The 26949-nt window shown below is 67.2% G+C and carries 29 protein-coding genes; 11 read left to right on the top strand and 18 right to left on the bottom strand.

The features are described 5' to 3' along the window. Position 1: 1 nt before the first annotated feature. The 4 genes from ggt to phbB form a co-directional block, all read right to left on the bottom strand. Positions 2 to 1657 (bottom strand): gamma-glutamyltransferase, encoded by a 1656-nt coding sequence (gene ggt / locus ACQY78_RS14690; RefSeq protein ID WP_428676231.1) that lies wholly within the window; start codon positions 1655 to 1657, stop codon positions 2 to 4. Next, a complete protein-coding gene (locus tag ACQY78_RS14695) occupies positions 1654 to 2457 on the bottom strand; it encodes a methyltransferase domain-containing protein (protein ID WP_428676232.1) in 804 nt (267 codons plus the stop codon). Before ACQY78_RS14695 ends, ggt begins: the two co-directional genes overlap by 4 nt. 1 nt (position 2458) lies before the next feature. Next, positions 2459 to 2857 (bottom strand): carboxymuconolactone decarboxylase family protein, encoded by a 399-nt coding sequence (locus ACQY78_RS14700; protein WP_428676234.1) that lies wholly within the window; start codon positions 2855 to 2857, stop codon positions 2459 to 2461. A 111-nt stretch (positions 2858 to 2968) separates the two neighbouring features. Then, positions 2969 to 3694, bottom strand: a complete 726-nt coding sequence (phbB, locus tag ACQY78_RS14705; RefSeq protein WP_298318297.1) for an acetoacetyl-CoA reductase — start codon at positions 3692 to 3694, stop codon at positions 2969 to 2971. Between the two features lie 146 nt (positions 3695 to 3840). Between phbB and ACQY78_RS14710 the strand changes: the two genes are divergently transcribed. Beyond that, positions 3841 to 5049, top strand: coding sequence for an MFS transporter (locus ACQY78_RS14710; RefSeq protein WP_428676236.1), 1209 nt, complete (start codon positions 3841 to 3843; stop codon positions 5047 to 5049). Between the two features lie 50 nt (positions 5050 to 5099). After that, on the top strand, positions 5100 to 5537 hold the full coding sequence (locus ACQY78_RS14715) for a hypothetical protein (protein WP_428676238.1): 438 nt from the start codon (positions 5100 to 5102) through the stop codon (positions 5535 to 5537). A gap of 61 nt (positions 5538 to 5598) precedes the next feature. On the opposite strand, the gene ACQY78_RS14720 is transcribed toward ACQY78_RS14715, so the two are convergent. The 4 genes from ACQY78_RS14720 to ACQY78_RS14735 form a co-directional block, all read right to left on the bottom strand. After that, positions 5599 to 6777, bottom strand: a complete 1179-nt coding sequence (locus ACQY78_RS14720) for an acetyl-CoA C-acetyltransferase (protein WP_428676240.1) — start codon at positions 6775 to 6777, stop codon at positions 5599 to 5601. A gap of 34 nt (positions 6778 to 6811) precedes the next feature. Continuing rightward, positions 6812 to 7996: an acyltransferase family protein gene (locus ACQY78_RS14725; protein ID WP_428676242.1), complete on the bottom strand. Its 1185-nt coding sequence runs from the start codon at positions 7994 to 7996 to the stop codon at positions 6812 to 6814. Between the two features lie 116 nt (positions 7997 to 8112). Beyond that, positions 8113 to 8961: a LytTR family DNA-binding domain-containing protein gene (locus ACQY78_RS14730; RefSeq protein ID WP_428676244.1), complete on the bottom strand. Its 849-nt coding sequence runs from the start codon at positions 8959 to 8961 to the stop codon at positions 8113 to 8115. Beyond that, positions 8945 to 10219 (bottom strand): alpha/beta fold hydrolase, encoded by a 1275-nt coding sequence (locus ACQY78_RS14735; RefSeq protein WP_428676246.1) that lies wholly within the window; start codon positions 10217 to 10219, stop codon positions 8945 to 8947. The genes ACQY78_RS14730 and ACQY78_RS14735 overlap by 17 nt, the downstream gene beginning before the upstream one ends. Positions 10220 to 10229: 10 nt before the next feature. Between ACQY78_RS14735 and ACQY78_RS14740 the strand changes: the two genes are divergently transcribed. From ACQY78_RS14740 to ACQY78_RS14750, 3 genes are all read left to right on the top strand, one after another. After that, a complete protein-coding gene (locus ACQY78_RS14740) occupies positions 10230 to 10508 on the top strand; it encodes a hypothetical protein (RefSeq protein ID WP_428676248.1) in 279 nt (92 codons plus the stop codon). Positions 10509 to 10569: 61 nt separating this feature from the next. Further along, on the top strand, positions 10570 to 11244 hold the full coding sequence (gene phaR / locus ACQY78_RS14745; protein WP_428676249.1) for a polyhydroxyalkanoate synthesis repressor PhaR: 675 nt from the start codon (positions 10570 to 10572) through the stop codon (positions 11242 to 11244). Between the two features lie 7 nt (positions 11245 to 11251). Further along, positions 11252 to 11440 (top strand): DUF1289 domain-containing protein, encoded by a 189-nt coding sequence (locus tag ACQY78_RS14750; protein ID WP_428676251.1) that lies wholly within the window; start codon positions 11252 to 11254, stop codon positions 11438 to 11440. 99 nt (positions 11441 to 11539) lie between these two features. On the opposite strand, the gene ACQY78_RS14755 is transcribed toward ACQY78_RS14750, so the two are convergent. Next, positions 11540 to 12349 carry an enoyl-CoA hydratase/isomerase family protein gene (locus tag ACQY78_RS14755; protein WP_428676253.1) on the bottom strand — a complete coding sequence of 270 codons (810 nt, stop codon included), beginning with the start codon at positions 12347 to 12349 and terminating at the stop codon, positions 11540 to 11542. Positions 12350 to 12429: 80 nt separating this feature from the next. Here ACQY78_RS14755 and ACQY78_RS14760 point away from each other — a divergent pair, with 80 nt between their 5' ends. Further along, positions 12430 to 14034 carry a serine hydrolase domain-containing protein gene (locus tag ACQY78_RS14760; protein WP_428676255.1) on the top strand — a complete coding sequence of 535 codons (1605 nt, stop codon included), beginning with the start codon at positions 12430 to 12432 and terminating at the stop codon, positions 14032 to 14034. Positions 14035 to 14131: 97 nt separating this feature from the next. Here ACQY78_RS14760 and ACQY78_RS14765 read toward each other — a convergent pair whose 3' ends face one another. The 7 genes from ACQY78_RS14765 to ACQY78_RS14795 all read right to left on the bottom strand — a co-directional run bounded on the left by ACQY78_RS14765 (position 14132) and on the right by ACQY78_RS14795 (position 20772). After that, positions 14132 to 15160: an amino acid ABC transporter substrate-binding protein gene (locus ACQY78_RS14765; protein ID WP_428676257.1), complete on the bottom strand. Its 1029-nt coding sequence runs from the start codon at positions 15158 to 15160 to the stop codon at positions 14132 to 14134. Positions 15161 to 15215: 55 nt separating this feature from the next. Then, positions 15216 to 15995, bottom strand: a complete 780-nt coding sequence (locus tag ACQY78_RS14770; RefSeq protein WP_298318337.1) for a succinate dehydrogenase iron-sulfur subunit — start codon at positions 15993 to 15995, stop codon at positions 15216 to 15218. A gap of 32 nt (positions 15996 to 16027) precedes the next feature. Continuing rightward, positions 16028 to 17872 carry a succinate dehydrogenase flavoprotein subunit gene (gene sdhA / locus ACQY78_RS14775; RefSeq protein ID WP_428676260.1) on the bottom strand — a complete coding sequence of 615 codons (1845 nt, stop codon included), beginning with the start codon at positions 17870 to 17872 and terminating at the stop codon, positions 16028 to 16030. Positions 17873 to 17875: 3 nt separating this feature from the next. Beyond that, entirely contained in the window at positions 17876 to 18262 is a 387-nt protein-coding gene (gene sdhD / locus ACQY78_RS14780) for a succinate dehydrogenase, hydrophobic membrane anchor protein (RefSeq protein WP_428676262.1), read from the bottom strand. Positions 18263 to 18272: 10 nt separating this feature from the next. Further along, on the bottom strand, positions 18273 to 18671 hold the full coding sequence (gene sdhC / locus ACQY78_RS14785; protein ID WP_428676264.1) for a succinate dehydrogenase, cytochrome b556 subunit: 399 nt from the start codon (positions 18669 to 18671) through the stop codon (positions 18273 to 18275). Between the two features lie 134 nt (positions 18672 to 18805). After that, positions 18806 to 19894, bottom strand: coding sequence for a MaoC family dehydratase (locus tag ACQY78_RS14790; RefSeq protein ID WP_428676266.1), 1089 nt, complete (start codon positions 19892 to 19894; stop codon positions 18806 to 18808). Beyond that, the gene (locus tag ACQY78_RS14795; protein WP_428676268.1) at positions 19891 to 20772 is read right to left on the bottom strand and encodes an HpcH/HpaI aldolase/citrate lyase family protein; all 882 of its coding nucleotides are present in this window, start codon (positions 20770 to 20772) and stop codon (positions 19891 to 19893) included. Before ACQY78_RS14795 ends, ACQY78_RS14790 begins: the two co-directional genes overlap by 4 nt. A 69-nt stretch (positions 20773 to 20841) precedes the next feature. On the opposite strand from ACQY78_RS14795, the gene pdxY reads away from it, so the two are divergent. Next, positions 20842 to 21705 carry a pyridoxal kinase PdxY gene (gene pdxY, locus ACQY78_RS14800; protein ID WP_428676269.1) on the top strand — a complete coding sequence of 288 codons (864 nt, stop codon included), beginning with the start codon at positions 20842 to 20844 and terminating at the stop codon, positions 21703 to 21705. 7 nt (positions 21706 to 21712) lie between these two features. Further along, positions 21713 to 22408 (top strand): LysE family translocator, encoded by a 696-nt coding sequence (locus ACQY78_RS14805; RefSeq protein WP_428676271.1) that lies wholly within the window; start codon positions 21713 to 21715, stop codon positions 22406 to 22408. A 147-nt stretch (positions 22409 to 22555) separates the two neighbouring features. Here ACQY78_RS14805 and ACQY78_RS14810 read toward each other — a convergent pair whose 3' ends face one another. Beyond that, the gene (locus ACQY78_RS14810; protein ID WP_428676273.1) at positions 22556 to 23137 is read right to left on the bottom strand and encodes a malonic semialdehyde reductase; all 582 of its coding nucleotides are present in this window, start codon (positions 23135 to 23137) and stop codon (positions 22556 to 22558) included. Positions 23138 to 23301: 164 nt separating this feature from the next. Between ACQY78_RS14810 and ACQY78_RS14815 the strand changes: the two genes are divergently transcribed. The 3 genes from ACQY78_RS14815 to ACQY78_RS14825 are packed head-to-tail and all read left to right on the top strand — an operon-like array spanning position 23302 to position 25510. Further along, positions 23302 to 24243: a radical SAM protein gene (locus ACQY78_RS14815; protein ID WP_428676274.1), complete on the top strand. Its 942-nt coding sequence runs from the start codon at positions 23302 to 23304 to the stop codon at positions 24241 to 24243. Continuing rightward, entirely contained in the window at positions 24240 to 24917 is a 678-nt protein-coding gene (locus ACQY78_RS14820; protein WP_428676276.1) for a TIGR04283 family arsenosugar biosynthesis glycosyltransferase, read from the top strand. The genes ACQY78_RS14815 and ACQY78_RS14820 overlap by 4 nt, the downstream gene beginning before the upstream one ends. Next, entirely contained in the window at positions 24917 to 25510 is a 594-nt protein-coding gene (locus ACQY78_RS14825) for a TIGR04282 family arsenosugar biosynthesis glycosyltransferase (protein ID WP_428676278.1), read from the top strand. Before ACQY78_RS14820 ends, ACQY78_RS14825 begins: the two co-directional genes overlap by 1 nt. Here ACQY78_RS14825 and ACQY78_RS14830 read toward each other — a convergent pair. Next, positions 25507 to 26937: a tetratricopeptide repeat protein gene (locus ACQY78_RS14830; RefSeq protein WP_428676280.1), complete on the bottom strand. Its 1431-nt coding sequence runs from the start codon at positions 26935 to 26937 to the stop codon at positions 25507 to 25509. The two genes, ACQY78_RS14825 and ACQY78_RS14830, sit on opposite strands and share 4 nt — an antisense overlap. Between the last annotated feature and the right edge of the window lie 12 nt (positions 26938 to 26949).

The following is a 26949-nucleotide window of genomic DNA, read 5'->3' on the forward strand; positions in this document are numbered from 1 at the left end:
TCTATTCTCCTCGGGCGACGCCATCGCGCCGCGGATCGGCGCCGCCTTCCCACCCGTCGCCGTTGCGCCGGATGGCGGTCAGGCCGCCTTCATGCCGGCGGACTTGTACTTCATGGCCCAGCGCGCGCAAGGCGGCCGCCTGGTCGGCGATCGGCGTGCCCTCCTCCAGTTCGGTCGCCCCGTTCAGGTTGGCCACCCGCGGAAGGTCGACGGCGGCCTGCGCCGACAGGTCCCAGTCCAGCATGCCGATCAGAGCCTGCAGCGTGTCGCCGATGATCCTGGCCCCGCCGGCCGAGCCCAGGGCCGCGACCAGTTTGCCCTCCCGGTCGAGGACGAAGGTCGGGGACATGGACGAGCGCGGCCGCTTGCCCGGCTGCACCCTGTTGGCGACCGGCTTCCCGGCAAGCTCGGGGAGGGGCGAGAAATCCGTGAGTTCGTTGTTCAGGAGAAAGCCCCGCACCATGATGTGAGCGCCGAACGGCGCCTCGATCGTGGTGGTGAAGCTGACGGCGTTGCCCCAGCGATCGACGATGCTGATATGGCTGGTGCCGCGCTCGACATAGCCCGGGGGCACGCCGGGACCGACCTCGCCCATACTGCGGTCCGGCGAGATCAGCTTGCGGCGCTCCGCGAGATAGGCGGGCGACAGCAGGCCGGCCACCGGCACGTCGACGAACGCGGGATCGGCGACGTAGCGGTCGCGGTCGGCAAAAGCCAGCCGGCTCGCCTCGGCGATCAGATGGATGGACTTCAGGTCGTTGGGAGGATCGCGCTGGAGATCGAAAGGCTGGATCAGACCGAGCACCTCCAGGATCGCGATCCCGCCCGACGAGGGCGGTGGCATCCCGCAGACGACCCAGATGCGATAGGGCCCGCACACGGGTTCCCGCTTGATCGGTCTGTAGTCGGCGAGATCGGTGGCGGAGAGTGTGCCCGGCCGGCGATGGTTGCGCACGCGCTCCACCATCTCGGCCGCGACCGGGCCCTCGTACACGACGCGCGCGCCCTGGGCGGCCAGCAGGCCCATCGTCTCGGCGAGCGCCGGGTTGGCGATACGCTCGCCCAGCTTGCGCGGCGCTCCGTCGGCATCGAAGTAGGTCTCGCGGATCGCCGGCTCCTCGCGCAGAGCCGGAATCCTCTGCAGCCAGGCGGCAAGACGGGACGAGACCGGGAAGCCGTCGCGCGCCGCGGCGATCGCCGGACCGAACAACTCGCCCCAGGCAAGCTTGCCCTTCTCCTTGTGCGCGAGTTCGAGCATGGCCATCACGCCGGGAACGCCGACCGAGATGCCCGAGGCCACGGCCTCGCGATACCCCAGGGGCCTGCCGCCGGGTGCTAGGAACATGGTCGGACTTGCACCTGCGGGCGCCGTCTCGCGCCCATCATAGACGGTGATGGCGTGGCTCGTGCCATCGTAGTGCAGCAGGAAGCCGCCACCGCCGATCCCCGACGCATGCGGCTCGACGACGCCCAGCACCATCTGGACGGCGATCGCCGCGTCGACCGCTGTGCCGCCGCGACGAAGAACCTCCAACCCCGCCTCGACCGCCAGCGGATGGGCGGCCGCCACCATCGACTGTGGCGCCGCCTGCACGGCCGGCACACGACAGGCCGCGAGCAGCAGCAGCGCGACACCCAGCAGGCGACGCACGATCATGCGCGGCGCGCCACGATGAAAAGACGGCGGAAGGGAAACAGCGTGATGCCGTCGGCGCGCGTCGGATAGGCTTTGCGCAGCAGCGCGGCATAGGCCTCGTAGAACTGCGTGCGCTCCGGCTCCTGCAGCAGTTCGAGATAAGGTCGCAGCCCGGTCGACGAGGTGTACTGCGCCACCGGGTCCTTCCCGGTGAGCGGCTGCTGGTAGATCGTCTCCCACACTTCGAGGTCCGAACAGAGCGGCTTCAGCACGTCGTAATAACGTTCCGGCTCCTCGACGCGAACGATCGGACGCACCTTGGTGAGCTTGTCGCGCCACGGACCGGCCTGCGCCGCTTCGTTCATCGACGCATGCGAAGGCGCCTCGTGATTGCGCGGCATCTGGATCGCGAGCTGGCCGCCCGACGGCAGAAGCTTCAGCAATCCCGGAAACATGTCGATGTGTCCGTCGAGCCATTGATAGGCGGCGTTGCTGTAGAGAATGCCGGGCGGCAAGCTGGGCTCGAAATGCGCGAGGTCGCCCTTGGCGAAGGTGACGCGGGCATCGACCGTCTGGCTGCGCGCCTTGGCCAGCATCTCCTCCGACGAATCGATGCCGATGACCGGCGATTCCGGGAAGCGCTCGGCGAGGATGCGCGAGATGTTGCCCGCGCCGCAGCCCAGATCGTAGATCGCATGGCCCGGCCGCGCGCCGTTGGCCGGATCGAGACGGCCCATCAGATCGAGCGCCGGCCGCGTGCGATGATCGGCGAACTTCAGGTAGAGGTTGGCATCCCACACCGTGGATTTGGCGTCGCTCACGTCACTTCTCCTCGAAGGCCTCGTCGATCGGCACACGATAACCCGTCGCGATCTTGTTGCCCTTCTGCGCGGCCAGCACGACCGCCATGAACTCGTCGAACATCTCCTCGGTCATGCCTTTCTGGCGCGCCATGTAGCCGTGCGAATTGATGCAGTAGTCGCACTGGTTGGCGACCGACACGGCGAGATAGATCAGCTCCTTGGTGAGCCCGTCGAGCGCGCCCGGCGTCATCACCGCTTTCATCTCGGCGGCGAAGCGCTCCATCGTGTCGGGATGGCGGGCCAGCGCCTTCCACACATTATTGATGCCCGCCGGATCGATGCCGCGCGCAGTGGCGATACCCTCGACGACGGCCTTGGCCCGCGGGTTCATGTCCTCGTACTCGGTCAATTTGGCCATGGTTGCTCCACGAATGAAAAGGGCCGGCAATGTGCCGGCCCATCTTGGCGCTTTCGCGCCGCCTGGTCAGTATCAAGCTAGTGTCAGTATCAAGCTGATGCCAGGCTCGTATCAGTACATATGCTGGCCGCCGTTGATCGACAGGGTCGAGCCGGTGATGAAACCGGCATCGTCGGCGATCAGGAACATCACGCCGCGGCCGATTTCCTCGGCCTTGCCCAACCGTCCGACCGGGATCTTGGCCACGATCTTTTCCAGCACGTTGGCCGGCACCGCCGACACCATGTCGGTGTCGGTGTAGCCCGGCGCGATTGCATTGACGGTGATGCCCTTGGGCGCGCCTTCCTGGGCCAGTGCCTTGGTGAAGCCATGGATACCCGACTTGGCGGCGGCATAGTTCACCTGGCCGTACTGGCCGCCCTGGCCGTTGATCGAGCCGATGTTGACGATGCGGCCGAAGCCGCGCGCGTTCATGCCGTCCCACACCGCCTTGCTCATGTTGAAGCAGGAGCCGAGGTTGGTGTCGATCACCGCCTCCCACATGTCGCGCGTCAGGCGGCGCATCGTGGAGTCGCGGGTGATGCCGGCATTGTTCACGAGCACCTCGACGGGACCGAGATCCTTCTCGATTTCCGCGACCGCCTTCTGGCAGGCATCGAAGTCGCACACGTCGAACTTGTAGACGGCAATGCCCGTCTCGGCCTTGAACTTCTGCGCCGCCTCGTCATTGCCGGCGTAGGTCGCGGCGACCTTGTAGCCCTTGTCCTTCAACATCCGGGAGATGGCACCGCCGATGCCACGCGTTCCGCCCGTCACGACTGCAATCCGTCCGGCCATTTTTTCCTCCCTGGAGATATCGCCCCTACAGTCTAGCCGGTTATCCCCCATCTCGGGCAAGCGTCAGATTGATGTCGCCGCAGAAGTTCGAATTGGACGACGCCACCGGATAGAGACCGCAGGCATCGCGGCCCTAGAACGGCGTCATGAAGCCTTTCACCGCCCTGCTCGGCGCCGCTGCCGGGACCCATGCCGCCGACCAGATGGCGCTCGCCACCCTGCCCCTGACCGCGACCCTCGTCCTGGGCGCCGGTCCGGACCTGCTCGGCCTGCTGGTCGCCGCGCAGAGTGCCGCCTGGCTGCTGGTCTCCCTGCCGGCAGGCACCTGGATCGACCGCCTGCCGCGACGCCGCATGCTGATCGTCGCGCTGGCGCTCGGCCTCACCGCCTCTATCGTTGCGGTTGCAGCGGCGGCCACCGGCTATGTCGTCCTGCTGGGCCTCGCCGCCGTCGCCGGCGCATCGGGCACCGTGGTCTATGTCCTGACCTCGGTCTCGCTGTTGCCGAGCCTCGTGGCGCCCGGCGACCTGCCCCGCTCCAATGCGCGTCTCGAACTGGCGCGTGCCGTCGTCAGTCTCGCGGCTCCATTCGTGGCCGGCCTGCTCGCCCAGCATCTATCGCCGACCTGGGGCTATGCGCTGGCAGCCCTGGGGGCCGCCCTGGCGCTGGTCTGCGTGCTCGCCTTGCCGGAAGGCACGGCCCCGACGACGCAGGGCGACCGTCCAACCCTCGCCAGCGCCATCCGCCTCGGCGCGGCCTTCGTGGTGCGCAACGAGCTGCTGCGTGGCATCAGCCTCTGCGCGATCTTCTGGAACTTCGCGTTCTTCGCGCTGCTTGCCATCTGGGCGCCGCTGGCACTGGGACCGCTCGGCCTCGACCCGGCGCATATGGGCCTCGCGCAATCGACTTATGGCGCCGGGCTGATCCTGGGGGCGCTGATGGCACCCGCGACGGCCCGCCGCCTGCCGCCGTTCGTGACCCTGATCTTTGGACCCGCCGTGTCGGTGGTCGCCGCCTTCCTCTTCCTGGCGGCCCCTTCGGGCAACGGCTTCGCCCTCTCGGCGGGCGGCTACTTCCTGGTGGGGTTCGGGCCGATGCTCTGGCTGATCTGTCAGACGACGGTGCGCCAGCTCGTAACGCCGTCGCCGCTGATGGGCCGGGTCAACGCCACGGTGCAGACCGCGATCTACGGCGTCCGTCCGCTGGGCGCCCTGGTCGGCGGGCTGGTGGCGGCACACGCCGGGATGCACGCGGCCCTGCTGTTGATTGCGGTGGCGTTCGCGCTGTCGACCCTCGTCATCATCCTGTCACCACTGGCACGCCTGCGCGTCCTGCCGGCACCAGCGACAGCCTGAGGCTTGACCCGCAGGCCGGTCCGTCGGACTTTGCCGGCGGAGGTCGTTGCATGAAGAAGTTTCTAGGCGTCGCGTTGATGGCGCTTTCCCTGTCCGCTTGCCAGAACTCGCCGTCGCCCTGGTACCAGGCCTATGGCACGACGTCCTTCCCGGTCGCCAAGGACGGCATGGCCGCGCTCTACATCGTGCGCGACACCGCCCCGCCGGACGCGCCGAGCATCCCGATCTCCATGAGCCGCCATCCCGTCGGGGGCCTCACGGGCTCGACCTGGATGCGCCTCGACCTGCCGCCCAATCCCTACGATCTGCGCGCCTTCGGCAGCGACGAGAGCAGCGAACTGATCATCACCGTCGTGGCGGGCGAGACGCGTTTCCTGCTGGTGCAGCCCAAGGGCGTCAACGACGCGCAGCTGACCTGGCTGTCGCAGGAGGACGGGCGTCGTCTCGTCCGCGCGGGCACCCATGTCGGCAGCTATTACAACCCCTGAACAACAAAACGCCCGAAGGAGCGATCCTTCGGGCGTTTGATCTCCAAGCGTCGAGCGAAGATCAGTCGCGCTGGACGCACATGGCGATGCCCATGCCGCCGCCGATGCACAGGGTGGCGAGGCCCTTCTTGGCGTCGCGCTTCTGCATTTCATAGAGCAGCGTGGTCAGGACGCGCGCGCCCGAGGCGCCGATCGGATGGCCGAGCGCGATCGCGCCGCCGTTGACGTTAAGCTTCGTCTCGTCGAGGCCGAGCTGCTTGCCGACGGCGACCGCCTGGGCGGCGAACGCTTCGTTGGCTTCGACCAGGTCGAGATCCTTGACCGTCCAGCCGGCCTTCTTCAGCGCGGCCTGCGAGGCCGTGACCGGGCCGATTCCCATGATCGACGGATCGACGCCCGTGGTCGCCCACGACACGATCTTCGCCAGCGGGGTGATGCCGCGCTTCTTGGCTTCGTCGGCGCTCATCAGCACCAGCGCGGCGGCGCCGTCATTGATGCCCGAGGCGTTGCCGGCGGTGACCGAGCCGCCTTCCTTGGTGAAGGCCGGACGCAGCTTGCCCAGCGTCTCGATCGTCGTGCCGTGACGCGGGAACTCGTCGGTGTCGACGACGACCTCGCCCTTGCGCGTCTTCACCGTCACCGGGACGATCTCGTCCTTGAAGCGACCGGACTTCTGGGCCGCCTCGGCCTTGTTCTGCGACGACACGGCGAACGCATCCTGCTCGGCGCGCGTGATCTGGAACTTCTGCGCCACGTTCTCGGCGGTGTTGCCCATGTGATAGCCGTGGAAGGCATCCCACAGCCCGTCCTTCAGCATGGTGTCGAGCATCTTGAACTCGCCCATCTTCGTGCCGTCGCGCATATAGGCGGCGTGCGGCGCCTGGCTCATGCTCTCCTGGCCGCCGACCACCATGATGTTGGCGTCGCCGTTGCGGATCGCCTGCCAGCCGAAGGCAACGGCGCGCAGGCCGGAGCCGCAGAGCTGGTTGATGCCGAGCGCGGTCTTCTCGACCGGGATGCCCGAGTTGACGGCCGCCTGGCGCGCCGGGTTCTGACCCTGACCGCCGGTCAGGATCTGGCCCATGATGACTTCGTCGACTTCCTCGGGCTTCACATTGGCGCGTTCGAGCGCGCCCTTGATGGCAACCTTGCCGAGATCGTGTGCCGGCACGGCGCCGAACGCGCCGTTGAACGAGCCGATTGGCGTGCGCGCTGCGCTCGCGATAACGATGTCCGTCATGAAATCCTCCTTGGCAGGCCGCCCTTGCGGATATTTATAGGCCTGCCGCGCGGCGGGGCAAGGACCGCCGCTCGCCGGGAGGGGCTGGCTTCATTCCGAACAGCGGCCGGATCCAGCGCCACGGGCGCACAAGGCCTGCGTAAATCAACCAGGTCCCGGCGAAGGTCGCCACCACCGCCGCAATGAAGCCCGGGACCGGCGGGGCGCCGATCTTCAGGAGCCAGTAGACGGCCACGACCGTCACCGTCTGGTGGATCAGGTAGAACGGATAGACCGCCTCGGTCGCCTCCGACAGAAACGCCGGCCGCCGGGTCAAATACCGGTGCGCGAAGCCGATGATGGCGAACAGCCACGCCATGACATTGACCGCCGACAGCAGCGCAAAGGCCGGCCGCATCTCCGGGGAGATGGTCGGCCGGACCGCCCCCGCGAAGAAACCAACATAGAGGATCGCATAGGCAGCGATTCCGACGGCCAGCGAGACAAGGCGCTGGCGTTGCAAGGCCCGGAGCAGATCGGACGACCCGAAGAGGAAGGCGCCGTAGAGCAGCAGCGCGCCGCAGGAGACGAGGCCGTGCCAGTCGCCGACCAGCCCGTTGATGTTCCACGAGATCGGCGCCAGCCACAGGGTCGAAGCGGCGAGCGGCAGGACCATCGTCCACTGGAGGCCCAAGCGGGCGGCGATCCGGCCGGCTTTCGCGACGACTGCCTGTCCCGAGGGCGACCGGGCCCACAGGAAGACGGGCAGCAGGAGCAGAGTCAGGACCAGCACGTAGGCCAGGAACCAGAGATGGTGCCAGCTCAGGTTCCCCTTCGGATAGATGCCGTCGAAAGCGTGCGGCAGCCATTCCAGGAACGAGCCGGTGACCTGGCCACGATACACCCGCTCCAGATAGACCTGCGGCGGCACGATCACGACCATGCCGAAGGCCAGCGGCAAGAGCAGGCGCTTCAGCCGGTCGCGAACGAAGGCGGCCAGCGTGCGATCGCCCAGCGCCAGCATGATGGCCGCGCCCGAGACCACGAAGATCAGCGGCATGCGCCAGCGGTTCAGGAACCGCATGGCCTCGCGCAATCCGTCGAGACTCTCTGGGCTGGTGACGTGCCAGCTCCAGCCCGACCAGGCCATGCCGGCGTGGTAGAAGATCAGGAGCCCAAAGGCGAGCACCCGCAGCCAGTCGAGATCGGCACGGCGGGCCACATGGACGGCAGGGGGCATCGCGAGCTCCGGGTGGTGGATACCCTCGGCCTACTCCCCAAGTCTTTGATTTCGTGTCGGTTTGTGACGACCGGCGCGTCCGGTGGGACGACCGGCAGGCGCCGCGGGACGTCCGGTCAGGCCCTGACGGGCGCCAGGGCCTCGAAACGCTGCCGATAGCGCCGGCTCAGATTGACCTCGGCGCCGCTCTGCAGCCGGATGCGCCAGTCGCCGCTCACCCAGGGCGTCACCTCGACCACGCGGGCGATGTTCACCAGGTGGGATTTGTGCACGCGGACGAACCGCTTCGGATCGAGCTCGCCTTCCAGCTTCGTGAGCGAGGAGCGGATCTCGAACGTCTCGTCGCCGACATGGAGCACGGCATAGTTGCCCGACGCCTCGATCCAGTCGATGTCGGCCACCTCGACCATGACCTCGCGGCCCTTGCGGCGAACGGCGAATCGCTCGGGCAGGGGTTCCGACGGCGGCGGCTCGGTCTTCGCAACGGCTTCCGCGATCACCGGCGGAACCGGTCGCGCCAGCACGTGGCGCAGCGCCACCGCGCCGGCACTCAACATCCCGTAGGCGATGAGGTCCTTGGCGAATTCGTAGAGCATCCTGTCGAAGGTGAGCGGAAAACTATGCGTCTCGCCCAGCACTCCCCCGAACCACACGAACCTGAGCGCCGCCATGCCGACCGTATGGACGATGCTGAACGGTACGACCGCCGCGACATGGATGAGCAGGTTGCGCGGATGGCCGGCGATGGGCCAGCGTCGATGCAGCCAGTAGATCGCCGGTAGCAGGGCCGCCACGACCAGATGGCTGGAGATCTGGATCGCCAACGCAGCGCCGTAGGACATCCGCACGCCGCGCGCCGTTTCGTTGGCGATCTCGACATGGGCGTGGGCGAACACCGAGACGGTGAGCAGCACCGCCCAGATCGCCGGTACGCGCCAGTCGATGGCTCTAGCCGGCGGCGACACGGGAGCGCCGGGACGGAAGCGCCGCCAGCCATTCCATCAGAGGGTTCCAGCAGAGTTCGCGGGCACGCCCGCTCACGACCATGCCGATATGGCCGAGCGGCAGGTCGATCCGGGTGACGTTCTTCAGGCCCTTATTCGGATCCGCCAGCGCGGCGGCCGAGAGCGGCGGCACGATGCGGTCGCCCGAGGGGATCATGACCAGCGACGGCAGCTTGATCTTCGACGGCACGATGCGCTTCCCGCCGACGACCCACTGGCCGCGACCCGGCGTATTCTCGCCATACCAGCCGACCAGGCAGTCGCGCGCCGTCGGACCGGCAAGCGGCGCGCCGCCGTTCAACCAGTCCTCGAGCAGAACGAACTCCTTCGCACTCTCGCCCTTGGGATCGAGCCCCACGAAACGCCCGAACTTCTTCACCGAGAGCCACGGATCGAGCGACCAGAACAGGGTCTGCAGGATGTCGACTGGCAATTCACCCACGCGATCGGCCACCTCCGCGAGCAGCGGGCCGGTCGAGAGCAGGAAGGCTTGCCCCGTTCGGTCGGCATGGAAATCCCACGGTGCCGCCATCAGCGCGAGGCCGGCGACGCGACGCGGCCGGCGCGCCGCCAGGGCCACGGCGAGCGTGCCGCCCATGCAGTAGCCGAGGACCGCCGGCGCCCGCCGGGCCCGCCGGGCCACATAACCCAGCGCCCGCTCGAGGCGCGCGACATAGGCGCTGGCGTCGAAGCGGCGTTCCTCGTCGTCGGGCGTTCCCCAGTCCACCAGATAGGGCCGCAGCCCCTGCGCCGCCATGGCGCGCATGAGGCTCTTCTCCGCCGTCAGGTCGAGCACCTCCCAGCGATTGATCAGCGACGGCACCACGAGCACCGCGCGCGTCCCGCGCTTGCGCGACGCGCGATGGGTGGCACCGTAGTCGAGCAGGCGCGTATTGCCTTCACGCCAGACGGCAGGCGGATCGACCAGCGTGCGATGGACGTCGTTGCGTTGATAGGCGAGCACGCCATCGGCCAGCCGGACCTGGCGCCGACGAATCTCGCGCTGCAGCGCCTGTTCGAACTGGCCGGCGCCGGCCTTGGCCTCGAGCGCGGCAATTTCCGGCAGCAGGGCCGCGAGCGATTCAGGAACCTCGGAGGCGGGCTTCGAGGTCGGCGAGCCTTGCTTCAAGAGACTCCACGCGCTTTCGGAGCTCGCCCACGTCATCAGGGCCGTTCCCAGATGGAGCGGCAGCGGACGGGGACCTAGTCGTACCTGCATGGGACGCTCCTTGCGCAACCTGCAATGCCGAAGCGACCTGGGAATTCGCGGCCGCGAACAGGCGGGCAATCTGCTCGGTGACCGCCTGATCCGACGCGAGGCCCGCCAGCTGGGCCTGCCACAGATCGAGATAGCGCCGGGCCAGCCCGTCGAACTCGGCGCCGGACTCGGTTGTACCGGCCGTCTTGTCGTCGTTTCCGGAGACCATGTCGGCACTATAACGCATAGCCGCGCCAACGCTGCTTCCATCGGCGAAGGTTGGGTTGTCGCACTGCGGCATCGGCGCTAAGGTGGCCGTCCCTGAGTAAACGAGCGTTCACAGCGCGCGGGAGCTAAAGGAGCGAAGCGTAATGGCCGACCAGGCAGTACCCGACGGTGGACCGAAAGCGGCACCGGTGGTGATCAAGAAGTACGCGAACAGACGGCTCTACAATACCGCGACCTCGGCCTATGTGACGCTGGATCATCTTTCCCAGATGGTGAAGGACAAGACCGACTTCGTGGTCTACGACGCCAAGACTGGCGACGAGATTACGCGCTCGGTGCTGACGCAGATCATCTTCGAGGAAGAGAGCAAGGGCGGCCAGACGCTGCTGCCGATCCCGTTCCTGCGCCAGCTGATCTCCTTCTACGGCGACAGCCTGCAGGGCGTGGTGCCGCAATATCTCGAAATGTCGATGACGCAGTTCGCCCGCAACCAGGACCAGATGCGGCGCTACATGCAGAATGCCTTCGGCTTCAATCCGTTCCAGCAGTTCGAGTCGATGGGCAAGCAGAACATGGCGATGTTCGAGAATGCCATGCGCATGTTCAACCCGTTCGGCACCGCGCCCGGCGGGCAGGCTGCTGCCGGTGGGCAGGCCTCCGCGCCGGCGCCTTCTTCGTCGCCTGCGGGCGCCAATGGCCACGAACCGGCCAGGCCGGAGAGCGCGGCGGCCCCCTCCGGCGAAGCCGCGATCGACGACCTGAAGCGCAAGCTCGACGAGTTGCAGAACCAGCTCGCGGAACTCGGCAAGAAGCCCTGACCGCTCCATGACGTCGTCGCCATCGTCCGTGGTCCGTCGCGTGATGTCGCCCTGCATCGGCATCTGCAAGCTCGACCAGAAGAGCGGCCTCTGCCTCGGCTGCCGGCGCACGATCGACGAGATCGGCCGCTGGGCCATGCTCGACGACCCGGCGCGCCAGGCCATCGTCGACCAGCTCCCGACGCGGAAGCTCTAGCGCTGGGGGCGCGCCACTCCAGTGGCGCGACTGTTAATCACGATGAAGACGCGCCACTCCGCGCGGGGTAACCCCCGCGCTTTAGTGGCGCGCCCCCAGCTAACGTCCCTTGAACGACGGCTTGCGCTTCTCGCGGAACGCGGCGGTGCCTTCCTTGTAGTCCTCGGTCAGGCCGGTCAGCACGTTCTGGTCGGCATCCATGTGGCTGCCGAGATCGTCGAGCGCATGGGTGAGGCGGTTGACCGTGGTCTTGGTCATGCGCACGGGGATGGGCGGCTGGCGGGCGATGCGCTCGGCGAATTCCATCGACGCGGCGAGCGCCTGACCGTCGTCCACGACATTCTCGACGAGGCCCCAGTCCAGCGCCTGCGCCGCACCGATCCGGTCCGACGCCAGGATTACCGCCTGCTTGGTGCGCGCCGGGCCCATCAGCGCCAGCATGCGCGGGATCGAGCCCCAGCTCATGTTCATGCCGAGCTCGATCTCGGGAATGCGGAAATGCGCCGAGCGGCCGCAAGTGCGGAAGTCGAGCGACACGACCAACGCCGCGCCGCCGCCGATGCAGTGACCCTCGATCGCGGCAATCGTGATCTGGTCCATGTCCTGCCACGCCTTGCACATCCTGGGTCCCAGGCGCTGGCGATGGATGCGTTCGCCGATCGGCAGGCCATCGCGAGCGCGACCGTCGCCATCCTTGAGGTCGAAGCCGGCGGAGAAGGCCTTGGCCGAACCGGTCAGGATCACGACGGAGGTTTCGAGATCGTCCTCGAACTCGCGCGGCACGTCGCGCAGCTCGCGCATCGCCTGCTGGCTGAGCGCATTGATGTCGTCGCCGCGGTCGAAACGCACGACGGCGATGCGCCCTTGCGGGCCCAGCCCCTTCTCGATCCTGACGAACTGACGATCCATCGCGCGTTTCCTTCCGACTCTTTGCGCGAGCCTAACGGCTCGCCTTTACAAGGGCGAGCCGCTTCGATTGACTGGCCTGCATGTCGAAAGCCATTGAATCCGCCGTCTTCGAGCGCCGCGTCAACGCGTTGTTTGCCCCTTACACCAAGCCCGGTTCGCCCGGCGCCGTCGTCGGCGTGATGCGCGGCGGCGAGATCGCATTCTGCAAGGGCTTCGGCCTGGCCAGCGTCGAGCTCGGCGTGCCGATCCGTCCCGACACCCGCTTCCGCATCGCTTCCGTGAGCAAGCAGTTCACGGTGACGGCCGCCCTGATGCTGGCGGCCGAAGGCAAGCTCAAGCTCTCCGATCCGCCGCACAAGTACCTGCCCGACCTGCCGCCGCTGCCGGTCACGATCGACCAGATGATGCGCAATTCGAGCGGCCTGCCCGATTTCCTCGAGCTGCTTCGCCTCGGCGGTCACGGGCTCGACAGGCCGGCACGGCCCGAAGACCTGTTCGACGCCTGCACCCGCAACCGCCATCTCAACTTCGCGCCCGGCAGCCGCTTCCTCTACAGCAACACCAATTTCCTGCTGCTCGGCCTGATCGTCGAGAAGCTCGCAAAGAAGAAGCTCGGCGACGTGCTGGCCGAACGCATCTTCAAGCCGCTCGGCATGGCGCACACCTCGCTGGTCGCCGAGATCGATGCGGTGATCCCGAATCTCGCCACCGGTTATCTCGGCGACGCCGAGCAGGGTTTCCGGCGCGCCGCGCACGCCTATCCGCAGGGCGGCGAAGGCGGACTGACGTCCACCGTCGAGGACCTGCTGATCTGGAGCCGGCATTTCGACAGACCGACGCTCGGCAAGACCTTGCCCACGCAACTCGCGGCCGTTGCGCCCCTCACCGGCGGCAAGGCCAACAACTACCGCCGCGGCGTCGCCGTCGAGCAGTTGCGGGGCTTGTCGACGGTCGGTCACGGCGGCCTGTGGCCGGGCTTCCGCACGGAATTCCTGCGCGTGCCGAAGGCCGATCTCACCGTCGTCGTCATCGCCAACCTCGGCAGCATCGATCCGTGGCGGCGCGCCCGCACCATCGCCGCGCTGGCGCTGGAAGACGACAGGAGGATGAAGCCGGCGCTGCCGCCGATCACGGCCGCCGAGATCAAGCCGCTCGCCGGCACCTGGTTCAACGCGGCAGAACCGTCGCTGTTCGACCTGGCGTGGCGCAACGGCGAGGCCGTCGTGACGCAGAACGGGATGCCCTTCGCGCTGGGCCGGCGCGCCGGCGGCTGGCTGGCGGCCGAGCGCGGCTCCTACGAATTCGCCCTGAAGCCCGGCCCCAAGGGCACGCTGAAGGTCGATCTCGGCGCCGGCCGCATCATCACCTTCGGCAAGCTCGCCAAGCGCGCGACCGTGCCGGCCGACCTTGCCGGCACCTATGTATCGTCCGACTGCGCCGCCGTCTGGCGCATCGGCCGCGACGGCGCGGATTGGACGATGGAGGTCGGCGGACCGCTGATCTCGGGCGGCGCGCCGTGGATCGTGCGCGGCCTCGATGCCGAGACGGTGGAGGTCGAATCGCCGGGCAGCTGGATCAAGGCCACCCAGCTCGCCCATCTCGTCCGCGATCGCAGCGGCAAGATCGCCGCCCTCGAAGTCTCCACCGGCCGCATCAAGAAGATGCGGTTCGATCTCACGCCTTAGCGCGAGATGATCTGAAATTCGCCCTCCTCTCTTCTCCTCCCCCGTCTGACGGGGGAGGAAGGCTATGATCGGAGCAGCGCGTTAACGCCGTAAGGTCTCAGCGGAACGGGATCGCGTACATCAGGCCGCCGTTGGTCCACAGCGCGTTCTGGCCGCGCTCGAGCTTGAGCGCCGTGGCCGGGCCAACGTGGCGGTCGTAGCTCTCGCCGTAGTTACCGACCTGCTTGATGACGTTGTACATCCACTTCTCGTCGACACCGGCGGCCTTGCCGAAGCCCGGCGTGACGCCGAGGAAGCGCTTCACGGCGGGATCGTCGCTCTTCAGCATCTCGTCGACGTTCTTGGAGGTGATGCCCATCTCCTCGGCCTCGATCATGCCCATCAGGGTCCACTTCACGAGATCAAACCACTGGTCGTCGCCGTGGCGCACGATCGGGCCGAGCGGCTCCTTGGAGATGCGTTCGGGCAGGATGACATGCTCCCCCTTGCCGGCGAGCTGGCCGGCCCGCACCGCGGCGAGCCCCGACGCGTCGGTCGTGTAGGTGTCGCAGCGGCCGGAGGCATAGGCCTGCAGCAGCTCGTCGAGCTTCTCTATCAGCACCGGCTTGAAGGTCATCTTGTTCTTGCGGAAATAGTCCGCGAGATTGAGCTCGGTCGTCGTTCCCGGCTGCACGCAGACCGTGGCGCCGTTCAGATCCCTGGCGCTCTTGATGTTGCTCTTGGCCGGCACGATGAAGCCCTGGCCGTCGTAGAAATTGACGCCCGCGATGTTAAATCCCAGCGAGGTGTCGCGCAGCAGCGTCTGCGTGGCGTTGCGGGTGATGACGTCGACCTCGCCCGACTGCAGGGCGACGAAGCGCTGCTGGGAGGTGGTCGGCGTGAACTTGACCTTCTCGGCGTCGCCGAACATCGCCGCGGCGATGGCCTTGCAGAGGTCGACGTCGAGGCCGGTCCACTTGCCCTGGCTGTCGGCAAACGAGAAGCCCGCCAGGCCGGTGTTGACCGCGCACTGGACGAAGCCCTTGGCCTTGACCGCGTCGAAGGTCTGGCCGGCCGACGCCGGCCCCGAGGCAAACGCCGCCGCGCCGGTGAGCGCGGCCATGGCCGTGATGGATTTGAATGACATTGCTGAAGCCCCCTGTCTGTCCCCGGTGGCTTCAGCATAGCAAAAGGCGAGCCGCTTAGATGGTGCGTTCGACCATCAGCTTCTTGATCTCGGCGATCGCCTTGGCCGGGTTCAAGCTCTTGGGGCAGGTCTTGGTGCAGTTCATGATCGTATGGCAGCGATAGAGCCGGAACGGATCCTCGAGATTGTCGAGGCGCTCGCCCTTGGCTTCGTCGCGGCTGTCGGCGATCCAGCGATAGGCCTGCAGCAGGATGGCCGGGCCGAGATAGCGCTCGCCGTTCCACCAGTAGCTGGGGCACGAGGTCGAGCAGCAGAAGCACAGAATGCATTCCCACAGGCCGTCGAGCTTGGCGCGCTCCTCCGGCGACTGCAGGCGCTCGCGTGTCGGCGGCTGGGTGGTCGACTTCAGCCACGGCTCGATCGAGGTGAGCTGGGCGTAGGGCACGTTGAGGTCGGGCACCAGATCGCGCACCACCGGCATGTGCGGCAGCGGGTAGATCTTGATGTCGCCCTTCACCTCGTCGATGAACTTGGTGCAGGCCAGCGTGTTGGTGCCGTCGATGTTCATCGCGCACGAACCGCACACGCCCTCGCGGCAGGAGCGCCGGAAGGTGAGCGAGCTGTCCATCTCGTTCTTGATCTTGATCAGCGCGTCGAGAACCATCGGCCCGCAGGTGTCCATGTCGACTTCATAGGTGTCGACGGACGGGTTCTTCCCGTCTTCCGGGGTCCAGCGGTAGACCTTGAACTTCCGGATGTTCTTGGCGCCCGCCGGTGCGGCGTAGGTCTGGCCGACGCCGACCTTGGAATTGGCGGGAAGAGTGAACTCGGCCATTTGGTCCTCTCGAACTCAGTACACGCGGGCGCTTAGTACACGCGGGCTTTTGGCGGGAACGACTGAACGTCGTTGCTCATCGGCTGCAGGTTGACCGGACGGTAGTCGATACGCGTCTTGCCGGTCTTCTCGTCGACCCAGACGACCGTGTGCTTCAGCCAGTCCTTGTCGTTGCGGTCCGGGAAATCCTCTTGCGCGTGGGCGCCGCGGCTTTCCTTGCGATTGGCCGCCGAGCGGATCGTGCCCTGCGCCTGGAGGATCAGGTTCTCGAACTCCAGCGTCTCCATGAGATCGGAGTTCCAGATCATCGAGCGGTCCTTGACGCGGACGTCGTCCTTGCCGGCGAACACCTTGTCCATGTTCACGCAGCCCTCTTCGAGGGTCTTGGTCGTGCGGAACACCGCGCAATCGTTCTGCATGGTCTTCTGCATCATGGCGCGCAGCTGGGACGTCGGCGTGCCGCCGTTGGCGTGGCGGGCGCGGTCGAGGCGGGCGATCGCCTCCTCGCCGGCGTTCTTCATGTCCTTGTGCGGCTGGCCCGGCGTCATCTGCTCGGCCACCCGGTTGGCGGCGGAGCGGCCGAACACGACCAGCTCGAGCAGCGAGTTGGAGCCGAGACGGTTGGCGCCATGGACGCCGACCGATGCGGCCTCGCCCAGCGCCATCAGGCCGGGGACGACGGTATTGGGATTGCCGTCCTTCACCGTCATCACTTCGCAGTGATAGTTCGCCGGGATGCCGCCCATATTGTAGTGGCAGGTCGGCAGGATCGGGATCGGCTGGCGGGTGACGTCGACGCCGGCGAAGATACGCGCGGTCTCGGCGATGCCCGGCAGGCGCTCGTGGATGATCTTCGGGTCGAGATGCTCGACGTGCAGCTCGATGTAATCCTTGTTCGGACCGCAGCCGCGGCCTTCGCGGATCTCGACGGTCATCGAACGGCTGACGACGTCGCGCGAGGCGAGATCCTTGGCCGACGGGGCATAGCGCTCCATGAAGCGCTCGCCGCTCGAGTTGGTGACGTAGCCGCCTTCGCCGCGCACGCCCTCGGTGATCAGGCAGCCCGCACCGAACACGCCGGTGGGATGGAACTGCACGAACTCGAGATCCTGCAGGGGCAGGCCGGCGCGCAGCGCCATGGCGCCACCGTCACCCGTGCAGGTGTGGGCCGAGGTCGCCGTCTGGTAGACGCGGCCGTAGCCGCCGGTCGCCAGCACCACCTTGTGGGCGCGGAAGCGATGGATGGTGCCGTCGTCGAGGTTCCAGGCCATGACGCCGCGGCAGACGCCTTCGTCCATGATCAGGTCGAGGGCGAAATACTCGATGAAGAACTCGGCGTGGTTCCGCAGTGACTGCTGGTAGAGCGTGTGCAGGATCGCGTGGCCGGTGCGGTCGGCGGCGGCGCAGGTGCGCTGGGCGATGCCCTTGCCGTATTCCGTCGTCATGCCGCCGAACGGGCGCTGGTAGATCTTGCCCTCGGGCGTGCGGCTGAACGGCACGCCGTAATGCTCGAGCTCGATGATCGCGCCGATGCCGTCGCGGCACATGTATTCGATCGCGTCCTGGTCGCCGAGCCAGTCGGAGCCCTTGACCGTGTCGTACATGTGCCAACGCCAGTCGTCCGGGCCCATGTTGCCCAGCGCCGCGGAGATGCCGCCCTGCGCCGCCACGGTGTGGCTGCGGGTCGGGAACACCTTGGTGATGCAGGCCGTCTTGAAGCCCTTGTTGGCCATGCCGAAGGTCGCGCGAAGACCGGCACCGCCGGCACCGACGATGACCACGTCGTATTCGTGATCGATCACCTTGTAGGCGGTGTTGCCGATGTTGACGATTCCCGCGACGGGCGGGTTGCTCTTGCCGCTGCTGGCCTCGGCCATGACTTAGCCTCCGAATCCGATACGCATGATGGCCACGACCGCAGCCAGGCCGAACAAGACCGCGATGAACCTCACCGCCACGATCAGCGCCAGCTTGAGACCGTCATTGTGCACGTAGTCCTCGATCACGACCTGCAACCCGAGCTGGCCGTGATGCAGCCCGATCACGATGGTCAGGATCAGCAGCACCATCGCGACCGGCGATCCGATCCAGGCGCGCACCATGCCGTAGTCGGCACCGCTCATCGTTACGAGCGAGATGGCGAACCAGATCACGAGCGGGATCAGCGCGAGGGCGGTGAGACGCTGCGCCCACCAGTGATGCAGCCCGTCCTTGGCCGAGCCGAGGCCGCGGGCGCGATTGAGGGGGCTTCTGAGATCGCTGTTCATCCGTCGCTCCTCAGATCAGCCGCAGGCCGACGATCCACGCGATCGCCGTCACCACGAGGGAAGCCGCCACGACCAGCCAGCCGCTGCGATAGGCGTCCTTGAGCTCGAAGCCGTAGCCCGCATCCCAGAAGAGATGCCGGATGCCGTTGAACAGGTGATAGAACAGGCAGAACAGCCAGCCGCCCAGCACGAAGCGCCCGACGATCGAACTGTTGAAGCCCTGGAACTTCGCATAGGTCTCGGGGCCCGCAGACGCGCACATCACCCAGACGGCGAGATAGAGCACGCCCACCGACAGGGCGATACCCGTCGCACGATGCAGGATCGAGAGAGTGGAGGTGAGCTGCGGGCGATAGACTTGCAGATGCGGAGAAAGCGGCCGATGCACCGGCCGGTTGGCGACGCTCATCCGTGATGACCTCTAGTGCCGATATCGGCTGGCGCTGTTTTTAGCGCGCAGCCGCATCAAGTCAACGAATGTCGGCGTCGCACGAGCCTTAAGCCCCGGATTTGCAAGCTGAAATCCGCCTACCGAGCGGCCGGCTAGGCTTTGCGCCTCGGCATCAGCAGCCAATAGTCGAGATCGAGAACCACGGCGGGATGATATTTGCCGTCCGCGCCCTTGCCCGGCCACTCGCCGCACGGGCAATCCTTTGCCGCAATGCTTCGCATTCGCAAAGCGCCGACATCCTCACGGCCCGGCAGCGGCGCCGTCTCGAGCACCTCGGACCAGGCATAGATCGTGTCGCCGCCGAATGTCGGGGCAACGTGGCTTCCCGCATTGAACGCGGCGACGCGGAAACCGTTGGCCAGCCCGTTGAACGACAGTGCCCGCATGAGCGAGATCACGTGACCACCATAGGCGAGGCGGCGGCCGAAGCGGGTCTGCTTTCCGGCGAAGGCGTCGAAATGCACGCGCGCGGTGTTCTGGTAGAGCCGCGTCGAGAACATGTGGTCGGAGTCCTCGAGCGTGATGCCGCTCACATGGTCGATGCGCTCGCCCGGCGCGTAATCCTCCCAGCGATGCGACGAGCCGGCCGCGCCATCGTCATAGCCGGCGAGCGACAGCCCGGCCGGCACGACGAGGTCCTCCGGCTTCACCGCTGGCGCGGTCTTCGGCACGACGGTCGCCTGCACCGGCGCCTGCGGGTCGCGCTTGTGCACCATCACCCAGCGCACATAGTCGAGCACCATTTCGCCCTTCTGGTTGACGCCCGTCGAGCGCACCCAGACGACGCCGCTCGTCTTGTTGGAATTCTCGCGCAGGCCCAGCACGGTCGACTTCGACGACAGCGTGTCGCCCGGATAGACCGGCACGCCCCAGCGGAACTCGGCATAGCCGAGATTGGCGACGGCGTTCAGCGAGATGTCCGGCACCGTCTTGCCGATGACGACATGGAAGACGAGCATGTCGTCGAGCGGCGCGCGCGGCAGGCCGATCGCCCGGGCGAACTCGTCGGACGAGTTGATGGCGAAGCGCGAGCCGTAGAGCGCGACGTTCAGCGCCGCATCGGCCTCGGTCAGCGTCCGCGGCGTGGCATGGTGGAATTCCTGCCCGACGCGGAAATCCTCGAAGAAGTTGCCGTTGTTGGTCTTGCTTGTGCTCTTGGGGCTCATGCTCGTGGGGCTCATGGGGCGGCCTGCAGTTCCTTGATCGCGGTGGCGAGCGCCAGCGCGCGCTCGGCCTGATCGACGTGAAGGTTCTCGATCATGCGTCCATCGACGGTGACGACGCCCTTGCCTTCGGCCTGCGCCGCCTTGAACGCCGTCACGATCTTGGCCGCCATTTCCAGCTCGGCCGGGGACGGCGCGAACACCTCGTTGCAGGGCTCGACCTGCGTGGGATGGATCAGCGTCTTGCCGTCGAAGCCCATCTCCAGCCCCTGCTGGCAGACGGCGCGGAAGCCTTCGGCGTCCTGGATGTCGTTGTAGACGCCATCGAGGATGGTGAGACCGTGGGCGCGGGCGGCGAGCATGCCGAGGCCGAGCGCCGTGATCATCGGCAGGCGCATCGGCGTGTGGCGCGCGCGCATGTCCTTCACCAGATCGTTGGTGCCCATGATGAAGAGCGTGAGCCGCGGATGCGAGCCCGCCACCTCTTCGGCGCGCAGGATGCCCTTGGGCGTTTCCATCATCGCCCAGACCGCCATCGACTCGGGAGCGCCGGCGGCGTCGAGCAGGCCGATCACGCTCGCCACCTCGGCGGCACTCTCCACTTTCGGCACCACGACCGCGTCGGCGCCCGATTTGGCGATCGCGGTGATGTCGGCGGCGCCCCAGGGCGTGCCGAGACCGTTGCAGCGGATCGCGATCTCGCGTTTGCCGTAGCCCTTGCTCTGCGCCGCGGCGACCACGTTGGCGCGTGCCGCCTCCTTAGCATCGGGCGCCACCGCGTCCTCGAGGTCGAAGATCAGCGCATCGGCCTGCAGGGTGCGGGCCTTTTCCAGTGCACGCGTATTGGCGCCGGGCATGTAGAGCACGCTGCGGCGCGGACGGACGGACTTCGACATCTCTAGGCCTCCCCGAAAAACGCGGCGGACTATAATGGCGGCCTTCCTTGTGGCAAGGTGGCGCCGGCCATGCGCTTCCTGTCCCTCCAGAGCCATGTCGCCTACGGCTACGTCGGCAATCGTGCGGCTGCTTTTCCCCTGCAACGATTGGGCCACGAAGTCTGGGCGGTGAATACGGTCGAGTTCTCCAATCACACGGGGTACGGCGCGTGGCGCGGTCGCGCGGCCTCGGCCGAGCAGGTCTCGGAGATCGTGCAGGGCATCGAAGCACTGGGGCAATTCTCGCGGTGCGATGGCTTACTGACCGGCTATGTCGGCGACGCGGCCCTGGCCGATGTCGTCCTGGATACCGCACGCCGCGTGCGGGCCGCCAACCCACGCGCCATCTGGTGCTGCGATCCGGTGCTGGGCGACATCGACACCGGCATCTACGTCAAGCCGGGCATCGATACCTTCTTCCGCGATCGCGCGATCCCCGCTGCAGACCTGGTGACGCCCAATCATTTCGAGCTCGAGCACCTGACCGGCCGGACCGTCTCGACCATGGCCGAGGCGCTGGCGGCGGCGCGCACCCTGCTCCAGGGAGAGCTCCCGGGACCGCGGCTCGCCCTCATCACCAGCCTGCGCCGTGCCGATGCAGCGGCCGACACGATCGAGATGGTGGCGGTGACGCGGGAGGCTGCCTGGCGGGTGGCGACGCCGATGATCGGCTTCGAGATCGCGCCGAATGGCACCGGCGACGCGGTCGCCGCCCTGTTCACGGCGCACTGGATCTCCGGCGACGAAATCGCCGATGCGCTCGGCAAGGCCGCCTCGTCGATCTTCGCGGTGCTGGAAGCCACCCAGGCGATGGGCGAGCGCGAGCTGCAGCTGGTGGCGGCGCAGGACCGGCTGGTCGCCCCGCCGCGCGCGTTCAAGGCCGAGAGGCTATAGGCACGCGATGGACGTGCCGGGTTTCGTGTTCAATCCCATCTCGCTGGCCATCGAGGGCGCGGCGATCGGCTTCCTCATCGCCGTGCCGGTCGGGCCGGCGGCGGCGCTCTGCATCCGGCGCTCCATCACCGTCGGCGCCATGGCCGGCTACATGACCGGCATCGGGGCAGCACTGGGCGACGCGGTGTTCGGCGCCGTCGCGGCCTTCGGCCTGTCCTTCGTGCAGAAGTTCGTGATCGAGCGGGAGGCCTGGCTGCTGGGCATCGGCGGCCTCGTGCTGGTGATCATGGGCTGGACGACGATGCGTCACCGGCCGCGCAATGTCGGCGATCCCGTGGCCGACGACCGCGAGCACCAGTTCTCGACCCACCTCCACTATGCCAGTTCGAGCTTCTTCATCACGGTGTTCAATCCGCTCACCGTGATGGCCTTCGGCGCGGCCTTCGCCGGCCGCAACCTGGCCGGCGTCGGCGCGAGCCTGCCCGACGCCACCCTGCTGGTCGCCGCCGTGTTCTGCGGCGCGCTGGCCTGGTGGACGATCATCTGCACCGCGTCCGTATCGCTCAGGGCCCGCTTCACCGGTGCCGGCCTGCTGTGGCTCAATCGCGGCTCCGGCGCCATCATCCTGGGCTTCGGGCTGGTGGCACTGATCTCGCTGCTGCCGCTGCCCTGGAAGCAGATGGGCAAGTTCTTCGGCTTTTGAGCCTCCTCCCCGTTCGAATGGGGAGGTGTCGCGTCCGCGGCTTGTAACCAAGCCGCTGATGCGACGGAGGGGTCATGACGCCATCGCCCTTGAAGACGAGGCCCCTTCCCCTTTGCGGAGTCCGCAAAGGGGAAGGGCTGAACACTCTCAGACGATCTTGCAGACCTCGTCGAACTCGAAGCGCGGGCTGCGCCCGAACAGCTTCGCGTGATCGCCGTAGCCGATGTTGCACAGGAAGTTCGTCTTGAACTTGCCATCGGGGAAGAAAGCCGCATCGACCTTGGCATTGTCGAAGCCGCTCATGGCGCCGCAATCGAGACCCAGCGCGCGGGCCGCGATGATCAGGTAGGCGCCCTGCAGGGTGCCGTTGCGGAACGCGGTCGGTTCGGCCGCCGGCTTGCCCTTGAACCAGTGGATGGCCGTCTTGTCGTGCGGGAACATCCGCGGCAGGTGCTCGAAGAATTCCGGATCGTAGGCGAGGATCGCCGTCACCGGCGCCGTCATCGTCTTCTCGGTATTGCCCGCGCTCAGCGCCGGCTTGAGCTTCTCCTTGCCCTCCTTGGTGCGCACGAAGACGATCCGGGCAGGCTGGCAGTTGGCCGAGGTCGGGCCCCACTTCATGAGGTCGTAGATCTCGTGGAGTTTTTCGTCGGTCACCGGCTTGTCGAGCCAGCCATTGTGCGTGCGGGCGTCACGGAAGATCGTGGCAAGCGCCTTGTCGTCGAGCATTCAAATCCCCTCAGGTGTTGACGAACCGTAGCGAAGCGCCGTCGCGCGGTCGAGATGCGCGCACGTGAGCGAGTTACGGTTTCGGAACCCGCCCTTTCGCGGCCACTTTGCATTGCACGAAGTGTGCTAGCCTCCGCCGCCGCCCGTTGCGCAGGATTTCCCCGATGCTGCCCGCTCTCCTCGATCCCGCGAAATTCAAGGATGCCTGGCTGACGGCCAAGGGCGAGACGCGCGCGCATGTCGGCCTGAAGGCGCTCGAGACGCTGTGGTTCAACACCGGCACCCTCTGCAATCTCACCTGCCGCAACTGCTACATCGAATCCTCGCCGCGCAACGACCGGCTGGTCTATCTCACGGCCGGCGAGGTCGCGGTCTATCTCGACGAAATCGAGCGCGACGGCCACGGCACGCGGCTGATCGGCTTCACGGGCGGCGAGCCCTTCATGAATCCCGACCTGCCTGCGATGCTGGACGACGTGCTCGCGCGCGGCCTCAAGGCGATCGTGCTGACCAACGCGATGAAGCCGATGCACAGAATGAAGCCGGCGCTGCTCGACCTGCTGGCGCGTCACGGTCGCGACAATTTCGCGATCCGCGTCTCGGTCGATCACTACGAAAGATCCCTGCACGAGGAGGAACGTGGCCTGCGAAGCTGGAAGCCGACCATCGATGGGCTGGTCTGGCTGGCCGAGGCAGGTTTCGACGTGCACGTGGCGGGCCGCCACTTCTCCAACGAGACCGATGGCGAAGTCCGTGCCGGCTATGCGCAGCTTTTCACACGACTGGGCGTCACGATCGACGCACACGATCCGGCGCGGCTGGTGCTCTTTCCGGAGATGGATCCGACCGTCGACGTTCCCGAAATCACGACGGCCTGCTGGGGCATCCTGAAGAAGTCGCCGGACAGCGTGATGTGCGCGTCCGCCCGCATGGTGGTGAAGCGAAAGGGCGCGGCACGCCCCGCCGTGGTCGCCTGCACCCTGCTGCCCTACGATCCGCAATTCGAACTGGGCGGGACATTGGCGGAAAGCGTCGGCGAGGTGCGCCTCAACCATCCGCATTGCGCCAAGTTCTGCGTCCTGGGCGGGGCCGCCTGCAGCGCGTGACGACCGCCATCGACATCGTCATTCCGACGCTGAACGTGGGCCCGACGCTTGATGCCACTCTCGCGGCACGTCCCACCCATCCCGAACTCGCCTTCTCGACGACCATCTGCGACGGCGGCTCGCGTGACGACACGGTTGAGATTGCGCACCGGGCCGGGACAGCCGTCGTATCGGCACCGGCCGGGCGCGGTGGCCAGCTTGCCGCTGGCGCCGCTGCGGGCGTTGCGCCGTGGCTGCTGTTCCTGCATGCCGATACGAGACTGGACGCCGGCGCGGGCGAGGTGATCGCGCGCTTCGTCGCCTCGGTCGCCGGCAAGGCCGGCTATTTCCGTCTGCGCTTCGATGCCGCCGAACCCGCCGCGCGCAGGGTCGAGCGACTGGCCGCCTGGCGGTGCCGCACCTTCGGCCTTCCCTATGGCGACCAGGGGCTGCTGATTTCTCGTGCGCAGTACGATCATATCGGTGGCTTTCGATCGCTGCCGCTGATGGAGGATGTCGACCTCGTGCGCCGTATCGGCCGGAACGATCTGGTTCCTCTCGAGGCCGATGCGATCACGTCGGCGACCCGCTATCGGCGCGATGGCTGGTGGCTCCGCCCGTTGCGCAACCTCAGCTGTCTCTCGCTCTATTTCGCCGGCGTCCCGCCACAGACTCTGCGACGGCTCTACGGCTGATGAAACGCCATCTCGTCATCTTCGCCCGCGCCCCGCAGACCGGTCGCGTGAAGCGCCGGCTGGGCCGGGAGATCGGCATGAGGGATGCCGCCCGCTTCTACCGCCGCCTTCTCGACGACCAGATCAGGCGCATGACGTGCGATCCGCGCTGGACCGTGTGGTTGTTCGTGACGCCCGACACGGCGCTCCGAGATTCTGCCTGGCGCCTCGTGCCTGTCTCCCGGAGAAAGCCCCAGAGGCCGGGCGATCTCGGCCGGCGCATGAAGCGGCCGTTCCTGACCTTGCCCGCCGGGCCCGTCGTGCTGGTGGGCAGCGACATTCCTGCGATGCGCACCCATCACATCGCGCGGGCTTTCGCGTTGCTCGGCGGGCACGATCTCGTCTTCGGCCCGGCGCGCGATGGCGGCTTCTGGCTGGTCGGCGCGCGACGTGGGCGGCCCCTGCCGCGTTCCCTGTTCGACGGCGTGCGCTGGTCGACGCCGACGGCGCTTGCCGACACATTGGCCGGCCTGCCGCGGCACGTTACGACCGCCTTGGCCGATACGCTGGACGATGTCGACGATGCCGAGGCGCTGCGGCGGCTTTCGCCTTAGGCCGATGTCCTCTTCAGGGTGTCGAGTTCGCGCCGCACGGCGGTGAAGACGTCGTTCCAGTTTCCGGGAGTCGTCTGTTGGAAGACGCGCGCCGACGGGTACCAGGGCGCCTCGGCACCACCGAGCTGCCAGCGCCAGTCGGCGGTCGAAGGCAGCAGCACCCAGGTCTTCACGCCCATTGCCGCGGCAAGGTGCGCCACCGGCGCGTCGATCGAGATCAGCAGGTCGAGTTGCGACAGCGCCGTGGCGGCCTCGCCGAAGTCGAAGATGCCGCGGCCGACATCGTGCACCAGTCCGCCGGCGCCGAACGCCTGGATGTCCTTCTGGTGGACGCCACCCTGCAGGCTGAAGAACAGCAGCTCCGGATCGCCCGAGAGCGCCAGGAAATGCTCGAACGACACCGAGCGCTGGCGGTCCTGCGCCTGGCCCGGCATCGCCGCCCAGTAGATGCCGATGCGCACCTTCGCCTGCTCGAGCCGACCGAGCTTGATGCGGCTTTCCTCCGGCGCCCGGAGATAGGGCGTGTCGGTCGAAAGCGCCGCGAAATCGGCGCGGCACAGATGCGGCAGCGACACCATCGACGCATGCACGTCGAACGCGGGGAGCGGCTCTTCCTCGGCCACGACCTCGTCGATGCAGTCGGCCGCGTGAAGCAATTCCTTCAGCAGCGCTTGGCACAGGACGATGACAGTGGCGCCGCGCCGCTTCAGTTCGCGGGCGAAGCGCACGAACAGCAGCACGTCGCTCAGGCCCTGCTCCGGATAGAGCAGGATGCGCTTGCCCTGGAGGGGCCCGCCGTCCCACGCCGGCTGCGCGAAGTCGGGCGTCGGCGTTTCGGGCAGGCGCTTGCGGATCTCGTAGGCGGCAAAACCCGCTTCGAGCTCGCCGCGCATCAGGAGCGCGATCGCGAACTCGACTCGGACACGCCGGCTGTCGGGATTGATCGTCAGTGCGCGGCTGAAGCAGCCGATGGCTTCGTCGAGGCGGCCGAGGTCGCGCAGGCAGAGCGCGAGATTGAAGAAGCCCTCGGCATAGTCGCGGCTGAGCGCGATCGACTGGAAATGATGCTTCACCGCCTCGTCGAAGCGATTCACGGCGCGCAGCGCATTGCCGAGATTGGAATGCAGGGCCGGATTTTCCGGGTCGGCCGCCAGCGCCAGCCGATGATGCGACACCGAGGCTTCGAGCTTGCCCGCGAGTCGCAGCGCGACACCGAGATTGTTGTGCAGTTCGGCATGATCGGGACGAACCGCGAGCAGCCGCAGGTAGGAGGTGATCGCCTCCTCGAGACGCCCGGCGCGGTGGGCCTGCGACGCCAGGCGCAATTGCTGGACGAAGCTGTCGGCGGCGCTGCCGAACAACGGCGTCGGCGCGCTGGAACCCGCGGATTCACGCTTCGTCGGATGGATGTGGGGCGTGTCGTTCACGCGTGCAGTCTA

Origin of the sequence: Reyranella sp., assembly GCF_965279625.1 — a bacterium.
Taxonomy (GTDB): Bacteria; Pseudomonadota; Alphaproteobacteria; order Reyranellales; family Reyranellaceae; genus Reyranella.